This is a genomic window from Streptomyces sp. NPDC033270 (assembly GCF_055576575.1).
This window is the reverse complement of the sequence record NZ_JBVIRA010000018.1, coordinates 178,848-197,810: the sequence shown is the minus strand read 5'-3', so window position 1 is coordinate 197,810 and position 18,963 is coordinate 178,848. Positions and strand designations below refer to the sequence as shown.

Here is an 18,963-nt window from a genome sequence, read left to right as displayed (position 1 = left end):
GCCCGGTTACATTTCGAACCCGGAAGCTAAGCCTTTCAGCGCCGATGGTACTGCAGGGGGGACCCTGTGGGAGAGTAGGACGCCGCCGAACAAATCTTCAGCTCTGGTCCCTGAACCCTCGTGGTTCAGGGACCAGAGCTTTTTTGTTCTGATTTTCGGGTGGTGGGTGTAACGCGACGTTCACCTCATCTGACCAGGATCCGCGTCATGGGCACAGTGGGAACACTCAGGGCGGCCGGCGTACGCGCTGGTGACGAGGTCGTGTTGTCGGCGTACGGCAACGCCGAAGTGGCCCGGGCCGTGGTGGAGTTGGGCGCGGTGCCGGTGTTCGCCGATGTGGATGCCGAGAGCTACTGCCTGGACCCGGCCGCGGTTGCGGACGCGGTGACCAGCCGGACCGCTGCCGTCGTGGCGATCCACCGGTTCGGGCGGCGGGCCGACACCGGCTGGATCCGTGAAGTGGGGCAGCGGCACGGGCTGTTGGTGCTGGTGGAGGACGAGCCCGGGGCGGATCCGGCGGGAGCGGAGCTGCGTCGGGCGCATGCGGCGTATCTGGACAGCCGGCTCAACGGGGTCTGGACGCCGAAGCCCGCAGCGGGGCACACCTACGAGCAGTACGTGGTGCGGGTGCCGGGGAACGGGCGGCCGGACCGGGACGCGTTCGGTCGGGCGTTGCGTGCCAAGGGAGTTGCGTGCAAGGTGCCCGTACTGGCGCCGGTCTACCGGATGCCGGGGCTGCGGCGGGATGTGTTTCTGCCGGAGACCGAGCGTGCGGTGGACGAGACGCTGGCATTGCCCGTGCACATGGGGATGTCCAGGCGGGAGCTGCACAAGATGGTCGGTGCCTGCAATGCGCTGGGCGGATTGCTGCAGCCGGCCTTTTAGACACGGCGCTGTCCGGTTCGTGGTCGCCGCGGAGTTGGGGTAATATTCTTTCCGTTGCTGCGCCCCAATAGCTCAGTCGGCAGAGCGTCTCCATGGTAAGGAGAAGGTCTACGGTTCGATTCCGTATTGGGGCTCCAGAGGGCAAAGGCCCCCGCCGTTCGGCGGGGGCCTTTGTCGTATGCGGACGCGGTATTGCTGCGGTGTGCGGACGCGGCTCAGTTCTTGGCTGAGGGGATATAGGCCAGGCCGTGGGCACCGGAATCGTCGGTGCGACCGACCGTCAGGGTGGTGACGGGGCGCAGGGTCTGGAGGTCGACGACGGTCACCGTGCTGTCCAGGAGGCCGGAGACGTACGCGCGGCGGCCGTCGGGGGAGGAGGTGATGGTCAGGGGGAATCGCCCGACCTGTGCCTCCCCGCGGGGAATGAGGGTGTCGGGGGCGAAGACGGTCAGGACGCCCGGGAGTTGGCTGCCGAGCGGGCCGCCGGGGCCGGCGTCCTGGCGCAGTTCGCCGGCGAGGAGAGTGCCGTCGGCGGTGGCGTGGACGGGCATCGTCTGCCCCTTGGTGGGCAGCGTGCGGACGGTCTCGTGGGTCGTGGTGTCGATGACGTGGAGGGCCGTGGGCGCCGGCGACGGCGTGGGGAACTCGACCTTGGGGGCGGCGACGTAGACATGACGGCCGTCGGGGGAGACGGCGAGGCCCTCGCTGCCGGGGACGGGGATGCGGTTGGTGCAGACCCCGCGGTCGAGGTCGACGACGGAGACGAACGGGGCTTCCTTGTTGGTGGCGTAGCCGTGCCGCCCGTCGGGGGTGAGGGCGAACCAGTGCGGGCCGGGGGCCATGGTGGAGATCCGGCCGAGGCGGGCGTGGGTGCGGGTGTCGATGACCACGACGCCGCCCGGCTCGGTGTCGGTGGCCTCGACGCTCGCGTACAGCCGGGCGCGGGTGCAGTCGAGGGCCAGGCCGTGCGGGGCGTGGTCGGGGGAGAGGTCGAGGGTCGCGACGATGGTGCGGGTGTCGACATCGATGACGGTGATCTCGTGCGACCGGCCCTGGTTGGCGTGGTAGAAGCCGGAGCGGTAGGTGCTGGCGCAGTAGAGCAGCCGGTGGTCGGGGTCGAAGCACAGCTCGTGCGGCTGCGGCGGCATCTGCAGGACGTCGAGGCGCTCATGGGTGGCGGCGTCGAAGAAGGTGACGGTGGAGCCGGACTGGCTGACGACGGCGAGCTGATCGCCGGGCGAACCCGCGGTGGTAGGAGTCATGTGCCGTATCGTGCGCGGCCGTTGGGGCTCACTCCACTGCAGGTCGGGCAAGGGTGCACTGCACCGCACGCAAGGATGCCGGTGATGCCGGGGCAGCGGCCGGCGGGCTGTGAGGCAGCCCACACAGGCCGCGGTGACCGCTGCTCCGGGGTGGTCAGCTCGCCTGGAACTCGGGGACGCGCATCGCCAGGATGGCCATGTCGTCGGAGGCCGGTTCGGCGGCGAAGCGTTCCACGGCGCGCAGCACACGGGCGGCGACGGCGCCGGCGGTCAGGCCCGTGCAGGTCGTCAGGACGTCGGTGAGGCCGTCGTCGCCGAGCATGCGGGTGCCCTCGCGGCGTTCGGTGACGCCGTCGGTGACGCACAGCAGGACGTCGCCGGGGTCGAGGGTGACGGTCTGCTCGTAGAGTTCGAGGTCGTCCATGACGCCGAGGAGCGGCTGGGGTTCGGCGGCCGGCTCGACCGTGCCGTCCTGGCGCAGGCGCAGCGGCAGGGGGTGGCCGGCGCAGACGACCTTGAGGAGGGCGCTGCCGTCGTCCTGCGGCCACAGCTCGCCGTAGAGGAGCGTCAGGAAGCGGCTGCGGGCGCCCTCGTCGAGGATGGCGGCGTTGAGCCGTTCCAGGACGGCGGGGCCGCCGAAGCCCTCGCGGGCGAGCAGGCGGAGGGCGTGGCGGGCGAGGCCGGTGACGGCCGCCGCCTCCGGGCCCGTGCCGCAGACGTCTCCGATGGCGAAGCCGTAGGCGCCGTCGCGGATGGGGAAGAGGTCGTAGAAGTCGCCGCCGACCTCGTTGCCCTCGCCGGCCGCGCGGTAGATGACCTCGACCTCGACGCCGGCGATGTCGGGCAGCTCGGGCGGCAGCAGGCTGCGCTGGAGGGACTGGCTGATGGCCGTGCGCTCGGAGTAGAGGCGGGAGTTGTCGAGGGCGAGGGCGGCCCGGCGGGAGAGGTCCTCGGCGAGTTCGAGGATCTCCTGTCGGAAGTGCTCCTCGGTGGGCTTGCCGAGGGTGAGCATGCCGATGACGCGGTTGCGGGCGACGAGGGGGAGTACGACGGTCTCGCCGCCGACGGCGGCGGCGGTGGCGAGGGTGGCGCCGGGGCCGCTGGAGGGGCGGGCGGAGTTGCCCAGACCCAGGCTGCGCATGGAGGTGCGCAGGGCGGCGTCGTGTGCGGCGTCGCCGGGGGCGGTCCATACGCGGGCGCCCGGGGTCGGGACCGGCTCGGGCGGGTCGACCTTCATCAGGAGGGTCTTGAGGCCGTCGATGCGGTCCTCGTCCTCGTGCAGGACGTAGGAGAGCTCGGGCTCGGAGGTCTGGTCGGCGACGGTGTAGACGGCGCACCACGTGGCGAGTGTGGGGACGGTCATCTGGGCCATCAGGGCCAGGGTCTGGTCGCGGTCGAGGGTGCCGGCCAGGAGGTCGGAGGCCTCGACGAGGAAGGACAGGGAGCCGCGGCGCAGCTTTTCCAGCTCGGTCAGGCGGGCGCGTTCGACGGCGAGGGCGATGCGGTCGGCGGCGAACTGCAGGCGCAGCGCCTCTTCGTTCGAGTAGCGGCCGGGTCCCTCGGCGGCGACGCCCAGGGAGCCGGTCAGCCGTCCCTCGACCTTCAGCGGGACGGTGACGACCGAGCGCATGCCCGTGCCGCTGAGCAGTGGTACGGCGCCGGGGACGGCGGTGAGGTCTTCGTGGACGGCGGGCATCCGGGCGGAGCCGTAGCGACCGGATCCGGCCTCGACGGGGACGCGGGCGAACCGCTGGCGGGCGGAGGGCAGGCCCGTGGAGGCGCGTACCTCCAGCTCGGTCTCGTCGTCGGTGGCCAGCAGGAGGTAGGCGGCGTCGCCGTCGAGCATGTCGCGGGCGCGTTCGACCGTGCGCTGGAGCAGGCCGTCGAGGTCGTCGGGGGCCGGGGAGCCGATGAAGACCTCGAAGGGGTCGGTGGGGCGTCCCTCGGCCTGCGCGGCCTGGGAGGCGGCGTCCGGGGCGGGTGTGCGCTGGGGGCTCTGCAGGATCGCGCGCTCGTGGTCGCGCACCAGGAGGCAGACCGTGGAGGCCTCGCCGTCGGCGTCGCGTACCCGCAGGTGGGAGGCGTATACGGGGACGACGCGGCCGTCGGCGCCCCGCATGCCGTAGGAGCCCTCCCAGCGGGAGAGCTGCAGTGCCTCGGCGATGCCGGTGCCGGTGCCGGGGGTGTGCGGCCAGGCGGCGAAGTCGGTGAGCGGCTTGCCGATGACCTGCTCGCGGTCGTAGGCGAAGAGGTCCTGGGCGTCCTCGTTCCAGAAGCTGATGCAGCCGCCGCGGTCGATCTGGACCACCGCGACCCGCACGCGGGTGTCGGTGACCGGGAGGGCGGCCACGGGGAGGGCGGGGCCGGCGGAGCGGGTGCCGGCGGGGCGCTCGGGGAGGTCGAGCTGGAACCAGACGTGCTTTTGTGCGGCGGTGTACTCCACGCCCCACCGGGAGGCCAGTGCGCCGCACAGCAGCAGGCCGCGGCCGCCCTCGCGGTCCGGGTGGACGATGACCTGTCCGGCGTTCTGGAGTGGAATCTCACGTTCGGGGTATCGGTCGGCGACCGAGATCCGTACCCCTCCGTCATTGCGCAGACACAGCACGTCGGCGGCCGTGCCGGCGTGCACCACGGCGTTGGTGACCAGCTCGCTGGTGAGGACGACGGCGTCGTCGACGATGTCGGCGCAGCCCCAGCCCTGGAGGGTGTCACGGACGAACGCACGGGCAGTGGCGACCGAGCGCCCCACCGGGTCGAAGGTTGCGGTGGCCCGCGCGGTGATCACTGGTCTCCTCATGCGTGTGTCGGTGATCTGCTCCCCCATGGTCGCGGCGCCCCTCCGAATACCTGTCGTGCTCGTACCACCGCCCGGGAGCGTGGCCGGGGGGGTGGACAGCCGTATGCCAGGTTACTTACCTTCGCCGCACCCGAGGATGCCGGTCACGTGTGTTTCCGCCCCAATCGTGCCCTGGGACGTGTGCGATGCTGCCGAACTGTTATGGCCTGGTTGGGCCATGGTGAAACACTGGGCAAGTATCAAGAGAAAGCCCGGGTGGAACGGTCGACCCTTCGGGAGGGACACGGTGGAGTCTGGCGCAGCAGCGCGGGGCGCAAGCACGCGCGCGAAAGGCGGACGATCCCGGAGCAACGGGACGACCGAGGTGGATACGGCTGCGCTGAATCGGCTGTTGGTCGCTCTGGTCGCCATGCGGGACGGGAATTTCCGCAAGCGGTTGACGGTGTCCGGTGACGGCGTCATGTCGGAGATCGCGGCGGTCTTCAACGAGGTCGCGGACCGCAATCTGCATCTGACCGGTGAGCTGGCGCGGGTGCGCCGGGTCGTCGGGCGTGAGGGAAAACTCACCGAACGGCTGGAGGTCGGCGCCGCCGAAGGCTCCTGGGCCGCGGCCATCGACGCCTCGAACGCCCTGGTCGACGACCTGGTACGGCCCGTGTCCGAGGTGGGACGGGTGCTCTCGGCGGTCTCCGAGGGAGACCTGGAGCAGCGGATGGATCTGCGCTCGCGCAGCTCGGACAGCTCCTCGGAGCATCCGCTGCGCGGTGAGTTCCTCAAGGTCGGCCGTACGGTCAACGGGCTGGTCGACCAGCTCTCCGCGTTCACCGACGAGGTCACCAGGGTGGCCAGTGAGGTCGGTACGGAGGGCAAGCTCGGCGGGCAGGCCCGGGTGCGCGGAATGTCCGGTTCGTGGAAGGACCTCACGGAGTCCGTCAACACCATGGCCTCCCGGTTGACGGCTCAGGTGCGTGATATCGCTCTGGTGACGACCGCGGTCGCCAAGGGTGACCTGTCGCGCAAGGTGACCGTCCATGTCGCCGGCGAGATGCTCGAACTGAAGAACACCGTCAACACGATGGTGGACCAGCTGTCCTCCTTCGCCTCCGAGGTGACCCGGGTCGCCCGCGAGGTCGGTACGGAGGGTGAGCTCGGCGGGCAGGCGCAGGTCCCCGGCGTCGCCGGCGTGTGGAAGGACCTGACGGATTCGGTCAATCTCATGGCCGGGAACCTCACCGCACAGGTGCGCGGGATCGCCCAGGTCACCACGGCCGTCGCGAACGGCGACCTGTCGCAGAAGGTCACCGTCAGCGCGCGCGGCGAGGTCGCGCAGCTCGCCGACACCATCAACACCATGACCGAGACGCTGCGCACCTTCGCGGACGAAGTGACGCGGGTGGCGAACGAGGTCGGGGCCGAGGGCCAGCTCGGCGGCCAGGCGCAGGTACCGGGCGCGGCCGGCACCTGGAAGGACCTCACCGACTCGGTGAACAACGCCTTCCGGAACCTGACCGGTCAGGTGCGGGACATCGCCCAGGTGACGACCGCGGTCGCCAACGGCGATCTCTCGCAGAAGGTCACCGTCGATGTCGCCGGTGAGATGCTGGAGTTGAAGAACACCGTCAACACGATGGTGGACCAGCTCTCGGCGTTCGGTGCCGAAGTCACCCGCGTGGCACGGGAGATCGGCGTCGAGGGCGAGCTGGGCGGCCAGGCGGCGGTCCCCGGGGCCGCGGGCACGTGGAAGGACCTGACGGACTCCGTCAACACCGCGTTCCGCAACCTGACCGGGCAGGTGCGCAACATCGCCCAGGTGACGACCGCGGTCGCGAACGGCGACCTGTCGCAGAAGGTCACCGTCGACGTCTCCGGCGAGATGTTGCAGCTGAAGAACACCGTGAACACGATGGTGGACCAGCTGTCCTCCTTCGCCGACCAGGTCACGCGGATGGCCAGGGACGTGGGCACCGAGGGCCGGCTGGGCGGTCAGGCCCGGGTGGACGGCGTCAGCGGCACCTGGAAGGAACTGACCGACTCCGTCAACTTCATGGCGGGCAACCTCACCTCGCAGGTGCGGCAGATCGCGCAGGTGACGACGGCGGTCGCGCGCGGTGACCTGTCGCAGAAGATCGATGTGGACGCGCGCGGCGAGATCCTGGAGCTGAAGAACACCATCAACACGATGGTCGACCAGCTCTCCGCGTTCGCCGAGCAGGTCACCCGGGTCTCCCGGGAGGTCGGCACGGACGGCCGGCTGGGCGGCCAGGCGCAGGTGCCCGGCGTCGCGGGCGTCTGGCGCGATCTGACCGACTCCGTCAACGGCATGGCCGGCAACCTGACGGCCCAGGTCCGCAACATCGCGCAGGTCGCCACGGCGGTCGCGCGCGGCGATCTGTCGCAGAAGATCGACGCCGACGCCCGGGGCGAGATCCTGGAGCTGAAGAACACCCTGAACACCATGGTCGACCAGCTCTCCTCGTTCGCGGAGCAGGTCACCCGGGTCGCCCGCGAGGTGGGCACCGAGGGCATCCTGGGCGGCCAGGCCGAGGTGCAGGGCGTCAGCGGTACGTGGAAGGACCTCACCCAGTCCGTCAACTTCATGGCGAACAACCTGACGTCGCAGGTGCGCAACATCGCTGAGGTGACGACGGCGGTGGCCCGCGGCGACCTGTCCAAGAAGATCACCGTCGACGCCAAGGGTGAGATCCTCGAACTGGTCACGACCGTCAACACGATGGTCGACCAGCTGTCGTCGTTCGCCGAGCAGGTGACCCGGGTGGCCCGTGAGGTGGGCACCGAGGGCCAGTTGGGCGGTCAGGCGCGGGTGCCGGGCGCGACCGGTATCTGGCTGGACCTCACCGACAACGTCAACCTGATGGCCAACAACCTGACCATCCAGGTCCGTAACATCTCGCAGGTCTCGGCGGCGGTCGCCAACGGAGACCTCACCAAGAAGGTCACGGTCGAGGCGCGCGGCGAGGTCGCGCAGCTCGCCGACACGGTCAACACGATGGTCACGACGCTGTCGTCGTTCGCCGACGAGGTCACGCGGGTGGCCCGCGAGGTGGGCACCGACGGCATCCTGGGCGGTCAGGCCCGCGTCCCCGGCGTCGCCGGCACGTGGAAGGACCTCACCGAGTCGGTGAACTCCATGGCCAACAACCTGACCGGCCAGGTCCGCAACATCGCCATGGTCACCACCGCCATCGCCAAGGGCGACCTGACCAAGAAGATCGACATCGATGCGCGCGGCGAGATCCTCGCGCTGAAGACCACCATCAACACCATGGTCGACCAGCTGTCGTCCTTCGCCGAGCAGGTCACCCGGGTGGCCCGCGAGGTGGGTACGGAGGGCCAGCTGGGCGGCCAGGCACAGGTACGGGGCGTGGCCGGCACCTGGCGCGACCTGACCGAGTCGGTGAACGAGATGGCCGGCAACCTGACCCGCCAGGTGCGCGCCATCGCCGCGGTCGCCGCGGCGGTCACCCTCGGCGACCACAACGTCCGGATCGACGTGGACGCGGCCGGCGAGATCCTGGAGCTCCAGGACAACGTCAACACCATGATCTCCACGCTCCGCGAGACCACCCTGGCCAACGAGGAGCAGGACTGGCTCAAGGGCAACCTGGCCCGGATCTCCGGTCTGATGCAGGGCCGGCGCGACCTCAAGGACGTCGCCACCCTGATCATGAGCGAGCTGTCGCCGGCGGTCTCCGCGCAGCACGGCGCGTTCTTCCTCGCGGCGCAGCCCGACAGCCGGGAGATCGGCGCGGACGGCGGCGAGCCGGGTGCGTACGAGCTGCGGCTGATGGGCTCGTACGGCTACGCGATGGGCGGTATGCCGACCACCTTCAAGCCCGGCGAGACGCTGATCGGCACGGCGGCGGAGGAGGGGCGCACGATCCTGGTGGAGAACGTGCCCTCCGGCTACCTCAAGATCGCCTCCGGGCTCGGCGAGGCGCCGCCGGCGAACGTGATCGTGCTGCCGGTGCTCTTCGAGGACAAGGTGCTCGGCGTGATCGAGCTGGCGTCCTTCCACCCGTTCACCCAGATCCAGAAGGACTTCCTCAGCCAGATCGCCGAGATGATCGCGACCAGCGTCAACACCATCTCGGTCAACACCAAGACCGAGGTGCTGCTCAAGCAGTCGCAGGAGCTGACCGAGCAACTGCGCGAGCGCTCGGCGGAGTTGGAGAGCCGCCAGCGCGCGCTGGAGCTGTCCAACTCCGAACTGGAGGAGAAGGCCGAGCAGCTGCGGGCGCAGAACCGCGACATCGAGGTGAAGAACACCGAGATCGAGGAGGCCCGGCAGGTCCTGGAGGAGCGCGCCGAGCAGCTCGCGGTCTCGATGCGCTACAAGTCGGAGTTCCTGGCGAACATGTCGCACGAGCTGCGGACGCCGCTGAACTCCCTGCTGATTCTGGCCAAGTTGCTGGCCGACAACGCCGAGGGGAACCTCTCCCCGAAGCAGGTCGAGTTCGCCGAGACGATCCACGGCGCCGGCAGCGACCTGCTCCAGCTGATCAACGACATCCTGGACCTGTCGAAGGTCGAGGCCGGCAAGATGGACGTCAGCCCGACGCGGATCGCGCTGGTCCAGCTCGTCGACTACGTGGAGGCCACGTTCCGGCCGCTGACCGCGGAGAAGGGGCTCGACTTCTCCGTACGGGTCTCGCCGGAGCTGCCCGCCACGCTGCACACCGACGAGCAGCGGCTGCTGCAGGTGTTGCGCAACCTGCTGTCCAACGCGGTGAAGTTCACCGACACCGGCGCCGTCGAACTGGTCATCCGGCCGGCCGGCGCGGACGTCCCGGTGGCCATCCGCGAGCAGCTGCTGGAGCACGGCTCGCTGCGCGACCCGGACGCCGACATGATCGCCTTCTCGGTGACCGACACCGGCATCGGCATCGCGTCCAGCAAGATGCGCGTCATCTTCGAGGCGTTCAAGCAGGCGGACGGCACGACCAGCCGCAAGTACGGAGGCACCGGCCTGGGCCTGTCGATCAGCCGGGAGATCGCCCGCCTGCTGGGCGGCGAGATCCACGCGGCCAGTGAGCCCAACCGCGGCTCCACCTTCACGCTCTACCTGCCGCACAACCCCGGCGGACTGCCGCCGCAGGGCTATCCGCAGCTGGTCGCCGGCGGTCTGGCGATGGACGCGGAGGCGCGCGAGACCGAGGTGGTGCTGCAGGAGGCCGAGGAGGCGCAGCTCCGCGAGGCGGGTGCCGGTGGCAGCCTCAACCGGCGTCGCCGCCGGGCGGTTTCGGGGGCTCAGCGCCGGTTCGCGCTGCCCAGCCGGCCGACGTCCGCGGCGCAGCCGCCCACGCCGCCCACCCCGTCCCCGGCGCCGGCGCAGCCGAGCGCCCAGCGGCCCGCCGAGGAGCCCTGGATCGGCAACGGCCAGGATCTGGTGGATCCGGCCTTCGACGGCGGCTTCCACGGCGAGAAGGTGCTGATCGTCGACGACGACATCCGCAACGTCTTCGCGCTCACCAGCGTCCTGGAGCAGCACGGACTGTCGGTGCTGTACGCGGAGAACGGCCGGGAGGGCATCGAGGTGCTCGAACAGCACGACGACATCGTCCTGGTGCTGATGGACATCATGATGCCGGAGATGGACGGGTACGCGACCACGGCCGCGATCCGCCGGATGCCGCAGTTCGCCGGGCTGCCCATCATCGCGCTGACCGCGAAGGCGATGAAGGGCGACCGCGAGAAGAGCATCGACGCCGGGGCGTCCGACTACGTGACCAAGCCGGTGGATACCGATCATCTGCTGTCGGTCATGGAGCAATGGATGCGCGCGGAGTGACGGGGCGTCCAGTATGGGAGCCGAAAGAGGATCACCGCGTGTTGACTGAGTGTCGCCGTGGACGTGTGGAAGCGCAGGATCCGGGGAACCTTCTGGTCTCTGTCTGCGTTTCTGCTACGTGCACAGTGACATCGCGGTGACAGGGTGTGGCGACAGGCGGGGTGCAGCTACCATGACCGGCACAAGGACGGGCGGCATGACGGAGTCGTCCCCTGGGGCGGCGTCCGGTTCCATGCCGGGGCGAGGAGGACGGGCCATGGTGCAGAAGGCCAAGATCCTCCTGGTCGATGACCGGCCGGAGAATCTGCTGGCGCTGGAGGCGATCCTCTCCGCGCTCGATCAGACACTGGTGCGGGCATCGTCCGGGGAGGAAGCGCTCAAAGCACTGCTCACGGACGATTTCGCGGTCATTCTGCTCGATGTGCAGATGCCGGGTATGGACGGTTTCGAGACCGCCGCGCACATCAAGCGGCGCGAGCGCACCCGTGACATCCCCATCATCTTCCTCACGGCCATCAACCACGGCCCGCACCACACCTTCCGCGGCTATGCGGCCGGCGCGGTGGACTACATCTCCAAGCCGTTCGACCCGTGGGTGCTGCGCGCCAAGGTCTCGGTCTTCGTCGAGCTGTACATGAAGAACTGCCAACTGCGGGAGCAGGCGTCCCTGCTGCGGCTGCAGCTGGAAGGCGGCCGGCCGAGCGCCGACGAGGCGAGGGAGTCCGCGGGACTGCTCGCCGAGCTCTCCGCGCGGCTGGCCGCGGTCGAGGAGCAGGCCGAGGCGCTCTCCAAACAGCTGGACGAGACGGCGGACGCCGCCGCGGTGGCCACCGCGGCCCATCTGGAGCGCAAGCTGACCGGGCTGCGCAGAGCCCTGGACGCCCTGGAGCCGGGGTCGGGTACCGCGAGTTAGCTGACTGCCTTTCATGAGGCGGGCGCGCGACACGGATGGGTGAAGCGCCGTGCGCTCGTGTCATGCCCGCGGTCGCCTGTAATCTCGTCGCCATGGCCTCACGTACGTCCGGCAAGGGAACCCAGAGCGCGGCGGGCCCCTCGAAGCAGCGCGCCGGACGGTCCGGGGGCGCGGCCAAGAAGACCGCCGCGAAGAAGGCGCCCGCGAGACCGGCCGCCAAGAAGGCGGCGGCGAAGAAGAGCCCGGCGAAGAAGGCACCGGCCAAGAAGGCCGCGCCGAAACCCGCGCCGTCACCGACCGGCGGTGTCTACCGCCTCGCCCGCGCCTGCTGGCTGGGCCTCGCGCACGCCATCGGGGCGGTGTTCCGGGGCATGGGCCGCGGCGCGAAGAACCTCGACCCGGCGCACCGCAAGGACGGCCTGGCGCTGGGGCTGCTCGGCCTGGCGCTGGTCATCGCGGCCGGCACCTGGTCCAACCTCTCCGGGCCGGTCGGCGATCTCGTCGAGCTGCTGGTGACCGGTGCGTTCGGCCGGCTCGACCTGGTCGTACCGATACTGCTGGGCGGCATCGCGGTACGCCTCATCCGGCACCCCGAGCAGCCGGAGGCCAACGGCCGGATCGTCATCGGGCTGTCCGCGCTGGTCGTCGGCGTGCTGGGACAGGTGGCGATGGCGTGCGGATCGCCGGGCCGCAACGACGGGCTGCCCGCCATACAGGACGCCGGCGGCTATGTCGGGTGGGTGGCGTCCAAGCCGCTGATCTTCACCGTCGGGCAGACCCTGGCCGTGGCGCTGCTGGCGCTGCTGACCCTCTTCGGGGTGCTGGTGGTCACCGCGACGCCGGTGAACGCCATTCCGCAGCGGCTGCGGGCGCTCGGCGTGCGGCTGGGCGTGGTGCACCCCGCCGAGCCCGAGGCGGACTTCGACGAGGTCGAGGACTACGCGCAGGAGTGGCGCGAGCGGCCCGTCCGCACGCCGCGGCGCGGCGCCGCCGCGACGCCCGCCACGACCGACCCGGACGCCATAGAGGAAGCGGCGCTGGCCAAGCGGCGGCGCCCGCGCCGGGCTGCCGCGCAGTCCGCCCCGGACCGGCCGATGGACGCGGTGGATGTCGCCGCCGCGGCCGCCGCGGCGCTGGACGGCGCGGTGCTGCACGGGGTCCAGCCCTCACCGCTCGTCGCCGGGCTCAGCAGCGGCATCTCCGGGGAGCACGGGGAGTACGGCCGCGAGGACACCGCGGTGGAGGGCGGGACGGTGCCGCCGGCCCGCGAGGCGGAGCCGGCGCCGTCCGCCGCCGAGCGGACCTCGTCCGTGCCGGACTTCACCAAGGCCCCGCCCGAGCCGTCCGGCGAGCTGCCGGCGCGCGCCGAGCAGCTGCAGCTGTCCGGCGACATCACCTACGCGCTGCCCTCGCTGGACCTGCTCTCGCGGGGCGGCCCCGGCAAGACCCGCAGCGCCGCGAACGACGCCATAGTGACCGCGCTGACCACGGTCTTCCAGGAGTTCAAGGTCGACGCCGCGGTCACCGGCTTCACCCGCGGCCCGACGGTCACCCGTTACGAGGTCGAGCTCGGCCCCGCGGTCAAGGTCGAGAAGATCACCGCGCTGGCCAAGAACATCGCCTACGCCGTCGCCAGCCCCGACGTCCGCATCATCAGCCCGATCCCGGGCAAGTCCGCGGTCGGCATCGAGATCCCCAACACCGACCGCGAGATGGTCAACCTCGGCGACGTGCTGCGGCTGGCCGACGCCGCGGGCGACGACCATCCGATGCTGGTGGCGCTCGGCAAGGACGTCGAGGGCGGCTACGTCATGGCCAACATGACCAAGATGCCGCATGTGCTCGTCGCGGGCGCCACCGGCTCCGGCAAGTCGTCCTGCATCAACTGCCTGATCACCTCGGTCATGGTGCGCGCCACGCCGGAGGACGTCCGGATGGTGCTGGTCGACCCCAAGCGGGTCGAGCTGACCGCGTACGAGGGCATCCCGCATCTGATCACGCCGATCATCACCAACCCCAAGCGGGCCGCCGAGGCGCTGCAGTGGGTGGTCCGCGAGATGGACCTGCGCTACGACGACCTCGCGGCCTACGGCTTCCGGCACATCGACGACTTCAACGAGGCGGTGCGCAGCGGCAAGGTCACGTCGCCCGAGGGCAGTGAGCGGGAGCTGGCGCCGTACCCGTATCTGCTGGTGATCGTCGACGAGCTGGCCGACCTGATGATGGTCGCGCCGCGCGACGTGGAGGACTCGATCGTCCGCATCACCCAGCTCGCCCGGGCGGCCGGTATCCATCTGGTGCTCGCCACTCAGCGGCCGTCCGTCGACGTCGTCACCGGCCTGATCAAGGCCAATGTGCCCTCCCGGCTCGCGTTCGCCACCTCCTCGCTCGCCGACAGCCGGGTCATCCTCGACCAGCCGGGCGCCGAGAAGCTGATCGGCAAGGGCGACGGGCTGTTCCTGCCGATGGGTGCGAACAAGCCGGTCCGTATGCAGGGCGCGTTTGTGACCGAGGCCGAGGTCGCGGCGGTGGTCCAGCACTGCAAGGACCAGATGGCGCCGGTCTTCCGTGACGACGTCACCGTGGGCAGCAAGCAGAAGAAGGAGATCGACGAGGACATCGGCGATGACCTCGATCTGCTGTGTCAAGCCGCTGAACTGGTGGTTTCCACCCAGTTCGGGTCGACGTCGATGCTCCAGCGCAAGCTGAGGGTGGGGTTCGCCAAGGCCGGACGGCTGATGGACCTGATGGAGTCCCGGAACATCGTCGGGCCGAGCGAGGGCTCCAAGGCGCGCGACGTTCTGGTGAAGCCGGATGAATTGGACGGAGTGCTGGCGGTGATCCGGGGGGAGGCTACCCAGTAGCACACACATCCGGATCACTCGTACGAGAGAAGCACGCAACCGTTTCTCCTGCCGACACGTCAAGTTGAGGGAGGCGAGGGAACGATGCTTCGTCATCAACCCCTTGGCACCGCCGCGGGCGTTCCGATGGCGTACAAACTCCGCCCTCCCGCTTGCCCGACCCTTTCGCTCCACCCCTAGACTGAACTTCCAGCAGGTGGCTACACGCTCGAAAGGCGCCCCCGTGTCCATCGGCAACTCCCCCGAATCCGACCGGCCTTCCGTCGGTCGTGCCCTCCAGCAGGCCCGTATCGCGGCGGGACTGACCGTCGAAGAGGTCAGTACGACGACGCGGGTGCGCATCCCCATCGTTCAGGCGATCGAGCAGGACGACTTCTCGCGCTGTGGCGGCGACGTCTACGCCCGGGGACACATCAGAGCGCTCGCTCGCGCCGTCTCCCTCGACCCCCATCCGCTGATCGACCAGTTCGACGCCGAGCACGGTGGTCGGCCCACGCCGACCGATCTCGCCGCCCCGATCTTCGAGGCCGAGCGGATCCGCTCCGAGCCGCGGCGGCCGAACTGGACGGCTGCCATGGTCGCGGCGATCGTCGCCGTGGTCGGCTTCGTCGGCTTCACGCTCTTCAGCGGCGGCGAGCGGAGCGACAACGGCCCGATCGCGGCCGGCGACGCCAATGCCAAGCCCGCGCCGGCACCCACCCGCCACCCCTCGACGATCAAGCCGCCCCTCAAGCCCGAGCCCTCCGACAGTGCGGTCGCCGGGCTGCCGAAGGACAAGGTCACGATCAAGGTCACCGCCCGCGACGGCCAGAGCTGGGTGTCCGCCAAGGACGCCAACGGAAAGCTGCTGGAGGACAGCCTGCTCAAGCAGGGCGAGTCCAAGACGATCACGGACAAGAAGCGGATCGACCTGGTCCTCGGCAACGCCCCGGTCGTACAGCTGTACGTCAACGGCAAGGAAGTCAAGGAGATCGGCGAGAAGGGCCCGGTGGAGCGGCTCAGCTACACGCCGGGAGACCCGCAGGCGGGCTGAGAGCGCCCGCCGCGAGGGCGTCCGCCGCCCGGCTCGGGGCGCCCGGGGCCGGCGGCGGAGACCTGCGCGCCAAGGGTGTGTCCGGGACGAAGTAGGCTGAGCCCCATGCCCGAACGCCGTACCGTCGCCCTTGTCACCCTTGGCTGCGCCCGTAACGAGGTGGACTCGGAGGAACTCGCCGGCCGCCTGGCGGCGGACGGCTGGGAACTCGTCGAGGAAGCCGCCGATGCCGATGTCGCCGTCGTCAACACCTGCGGCTTCGTCGAGGCCGCCAAGAAGGACTCCGTCGATGCCCTGCTGGAAGCCAACGATCTGAAGGATCATGGCAGAACCCAGGCCGTGGTGGCCGTCGGCTGCATGGCCGAGCGCTACGGCAAGGAGCTGGCCGAGGCGCTGCCCGAGGCCGACGGAGTGCTGGGCTTCGACGACTACACCGACATCTCCGACCGCCTGCAGACGATCCTGAGCGGCGGAAACGTGGCGGCCCACGCGCCGCGCGACCGTCGCAAGCTGCTGCCGATCAGCCCGGCCGAGCGGCAGCAGGCCGACGGGGTGGCGCTGCCCGGCCACGGAGACGCGCTGGCCTCGGCTCCCGAGGACCTGCCCGAGGGCGTCGCCCCGAAGTCCGGACCGCGGGCGCCGCTGCGCCGCCGCCTGGACGCAAGCCCCGTCGCCTCGGTGAAGCTGGCCTCCGGCTGCGACCGCCGCTGCACGTTCTGTGCCATCCCGTCCTTCCGCGGCTCCTTCATCTCCCGCCGGCCCTCCGACGTGCTCGGGGAGACGCGCTGGCTGGCCGAGCAGGGCGTCAAGGAGATCATGCTGGTCTCCGAGAACAACACCTCCTACGGCAAGGACCTCGGCGACATCCGGCTGCTGGAGACGCTGCTGCCGGAGCTGGCGGCCGTCGACGGCATCGAGCGGATCCGGGTCAGCTATCTGCAGCCGGCCGAGATGCGGCCCGGGCTGATCGACGTGCTGACCGGCACGGACAAGGTCGCGCCGTACTTCGACCTGTCCTTCCAGCACTCCGCGCCCGGCGTGCTGCGGGCGATGCGGCGCTTCGGCGACACCGACCGCTTCCTGGACCTGCTGGCGCAGATCCGTACGAAGGCACCGCAGGCCGGTGCCCGCTCCAACTTCATCGTCGGCTTCCCCGGGGAGAGCGAGAGCGACCTGGCGGAGCTGGAGCGCTTCATCACCGAGGCCCGGCTCGACGCCATCGGCGTCTTCGGCTACTCCGACGAGGACGGCACCGAGGCCGCCTCGTACGAGGACAAGGTCGATCCGGAGGAGGTCGCCGAGCGGCTGGCGCGGGTGTCGCGGCTGGCCGAGGAGCTGACCGCGCAGCGCGCCGAGGAGCGGATCGGCGAGACGGTGCGGGTGCTGGTCGACCGGATCGACGACGAGGACGGTGTCGTCGGGCGGGCCGCGCACCAGGCGCCGGAGACCGATGGCAGCACCCTGCTGTCGACCGGCCAGGAGCTGCTGCCCGGTCGTATGGTCGAAGCAAAGGTCGTGGGGTGCGAGGGCGTGGACCTCGTGGCCGAGGTGCTGTCGGTGGACGGCACGGGGTGTACCGAGGAGGCGGGCAGATGACCGGAGTCCCGGCTTCCGCAGCTGGTGGGCCGCGCACGGCGCCGGTCGTCCGGCAGGCCGGGCTGTGGAACATCGCCAACGTCCTGACGATGCTGCGGCTGGTGCTGGTGCCGGCCTTCGTCATGCTGCTGATGCACGATGACGGAACGGATCGGGCCTGGCGCGCCTTCGCCTGGGCCGCGTTCGCCATCGCCATGATCACCGATGTTTTCGACGGGCATCTGGCCCGCGCGTACAACCTGGTCACCGACTTCGGCAAGATCGCCGACCCGATCGCGGACAAGGCGATCATGGGGGCCGCGCTGATCTGCCTGTCGGTGCTGGGGGATCTGCCCTGGTGGGTGACCGGCGTGATCCTCTTCCGCGAGCTGGGCATCACGCTGATGCGCTTCTGGGTGATCAAGCACGGGGTCATTCCGGCCAGTCGTGGCGGCAAAATCAAGACATTGGCGCAGGGGACCGCGGTCGGTATGTACGTGCTGGTGCTGACCGGTCCACTGGCGACCTTCCGCTGGTGGGTGATGGCGGTGGCCGTCGTGCTGACCGTCGCCACCGGACTCGACTACGTCCGCCAGGCCGTCATGCTGCGCCGGGCCGGGCTGGCCGGTGAGCGGGCCGAGCGGGCGCAGCGGGCCGAGCGGGCGGCAAGGGACACGGGCCGGTGACCGGGCCGGGTTCTGTCGCGGCCGGGGCGCTGGAGCTGCTCGCCGGGCGGGGGCAGAGCCTGGCGGTGGCCGAGTCGCTGACCGGCGGCCTGGTGGCGGGTGCGCTGACCGCCGTCCCCGGGGCCTCGCGGGCCGTCCGGGGCTCGGTCACGGCGTACGCCACCGACGTCAAGCGGGATGTGCTGGGCGTCGACGGGGCCCTGCTGGCCGCGCGCGGGGCGGTGGACGCCGAGGTCGCGGGGCAGATGGCGGACGGTGTGCGGCGGGTGCTGGGTGCCGACTGGGGTATCTCCACGACCGGCGTGGCCGGGCCGGAGCCGCAGGACGGGCAGCCGGTGGGCACCGTCTTCGTGGCGGTCCGGGGCCCGGGCGGGGCCGGGACGGTGCGTCGGCTGGCGCTGTCGGGTGATCGTCATCGGATCCGCCAGGACACCATCGACGCCGTGCTCGCACTGTTGTTGAGCGAACTGACAGAAAATGCGCGGGCACAGGATACGGAACAACACGGGGGGAATGGATGTTTGCAGCCCTGAGTGAACACGTACTTGCGCCCGGCACGCGTACGGCCCGAGGCGGTACGGTGGGGCGAGAAGGATCCGGATCCGAGGTCCGAGGAGGGAGCCAGCGATGATTCTGCTTCGTCGCCTGCTGGGTGACGTGCTGCGCCGTCAGCGTCAGCGCCAGGGCCGAACCCTGCGCGAGGTCTCGTCCTCCGCCCGGGTATCGCTCGGCTATTTGTCCGAGGTCGAGAGGGGGCAGAAGGAGGCGTCCTCCGAGCTGCTCTCGGCGATCTGTGACGCACTGGACGTGCGCATGTCCGAGCTCATGCGGGAGGTCAGCGACGAGCTCGCGCTCGCCGAGCTGGCAGCGTCCGCGGCCGCGAGCGACCCGGTGCCGGCACCGGTGCGGCCGAAGCTCAATTCGGTGTCCGTCACGTCCCTGGCCGGTGTGCCGGAGGACCGCGTGACCATCAAGTCGCCGGCCGACGTCGTGGATGTCGTCGCGGCCTGACACCCCTGTTCGTACGTACCGAGCCCCGGGGGGGGGGGGGGGGGCGGGGGTGGGGGGGGGGGGGGGGGGGGGGGGGGGGGGGGACGGGAGGGGAGGGGGGGGGGCCGCTCTGGCTCCCCCGGGAAAGA

The 18,963-nt window shown here is 70.5% G+C and carries 11 protein-coding genes, 1 tRNA gene and 1 rRNA gene; 11 read left to right on the top strand and 2 right to left on the bottom strand.

Going from position 1 to position 18,963, the window contains the following annotated elements; all coding sequences use genetic code 11:
* The 3 genes from rrf to ACZ5XZ_RS24635 form a co-directional block, all read left to right on the top strand.
* Positions 1-91, top strand: a 5S ribosomal RNA gene (gene rrf / locus ACZ5XZ_RS24645); the annotation flags it as partial.
* 116 nt (positions 92-207) lie between these two features.
* Positions 208-885, top strand: coding sequence for a DegT/DnrJ/EryC1/StrS family aminotransferase (locus ACZ5XZ_RS24640; RefSeq protein WP_468981525.1), 678 nt, complete (start codon positions 208-210; stop codon positions 883-885).
* Between the two features lie 61 nt (positions 886-946).
* Positions 947-1,022 (top strand) — tRNA-Thr (locus ACZ5XZ_RS24635).
* A gap of 78 nt (positions 1,023-1,100) precedes the next feature.
* On the opposite strand, the gene ACZ5XZ_RS24630 is transcribed toward ACZ5XZ_RS24635, so the two are convergent.
* Positions 1,101-2,147: a beta-propeller fold lactonase family protein gene (locus ACZ5XZ_RS24630; RefSeq protein ID WP_468981523.1), complete on the bottom strand. Its 1,047-nt coding sequence runs from the start codon at positions 2,145-2,147 to the stop codon at positions 1,101-1,103.
* A 154-nt stretch (positions 2,148-2,301) separates the two neighbouring features.
* Positions 2,302-4,971 carry a SpoIIE family protein phosphatase gene (locus ACZ5XZ_RS24625; protein ID WP_468981522.1) on the bottom strand — a complete coding sequence of 890 codons (2,670 nt, stop codon included), beginning with the start codon at positions 4,969-4,971 and terminating at the stop codon, positions 2,302-2,304.
* 259 nt (positions 4,972-5,230) lie between these two features.
* On the opposite strand from ACZ5XZ_RS24625, the gene ACZ5XZ_RS24620 reads away from it, so the two are divergent.
* From ACZ5XZ_RS24620 to ACZ5XZ_RS24585, 8 genes are all read left to right on the top strand, one after another.
* Entirely contained in the window at positions 5,231-10,753 is a 5,523-nt protein-coding gene (locus tag ACZ5XZ_RS24620) for a HAMP domain-containing protein (protein ID WP_468981520.1), read from the top strand.
* Between the two features lie 256 nt (positions 10,754-11,009).
* Positions 11,010-11,666 (top strand): response regulator, encoded by a 657-nt coding sequence (locus tag ACZ5XZ_RS24615; RefSeq protein ID WP_468981518.1) that lies wholly within the window; start codon positions 11,010-11,012, stop codon positions 11,664-11,666.
* A 92-nt stretch (positions 11,667-11,758) separates the two neighbouring features.
* The gene (locus tag ACZ5XZ_RS24610; protein ID WP_468981516.1) at positions 11,759-14,530 is read left to right on the top strand and encodes a DNA translocase FtsK; all 2,772 of its coding nucleotides are present in this window, start codon (positions 11,759-11,761) and stop codon (positions 14,528-14,530) included.
* Positions 14,531-14,753: 223 nt separating this feature from the next.
* Positions 14,754-15,563, top strand: coding sequence for a helix-turn-helix domain-containing protein (locus ACZ5XZ_RS24605; protein WP_468981513.1), 810 nt, complete (start codon positions 14,754-14,756; stop codon positions 15,561-15,563).
* A gap of 105 nt (positions 15,564-15,668) precedes the next feature.
* Positions 15,669-17,159, top strand: a complete 1,491-nt coding sequence (gene rimO, locus ACZ5XZ_RS24600) for a 30S ribosomal protein S12 methylthiotransferase RimO (RefSeq protein ID WP_468981512.1) — start codon at positions 15,669-15,671, stop codon at positions 17,157-17,159.
* On the top strand, positions 17,156-17,824 hold the full coding sequence (pgsA, locus tag ACZ5XZ_RS24595) for a CDP-diacylglycerol--glycerol-3-phosphate 3-phosphatidyltransferase (RefSeq protein ID WP_468981509.1): 669 nt from the start codon (positions 17,156-17,158) through the stop codon (positions 17,822-17,824). The genes rimO and pgsA overlap by 4 nt, the downstream gene beginning before the upstream one ends.
* Positions 17,821-18,357 (top strand): CinA family protein, encoded by a 537-nt coding sequence (locus tag ACZ5XZ_RS24590; RefSeq protein WP_468981507.1) that lies wholly within the window; start codon positions 17,821-17,823, stop codon positions 18,355-18,357. The genes pgsA and ACZ5XZ_RS24590 overlap by 4 nt, the downstream gene beginning before the upstream one ends.
* A 94-nt stretch (positions 18,358-18,451) precedes the next feature.
* The gene (locus ACZ5XZ_RS24585; RefSeq protein ID WP_046925688.1) at positions 18,452-18,835 is read left to right on the top strand and encodes a helix-turn-helix domain-containing protein; all 384 of its coding nucleotides are present in this window, start codon (positions 18,452-18,454) and stop codon (positions 18,833-18,835) included.
* Positions 18,836-18,963: the final 128 nt, after the last annotated feature.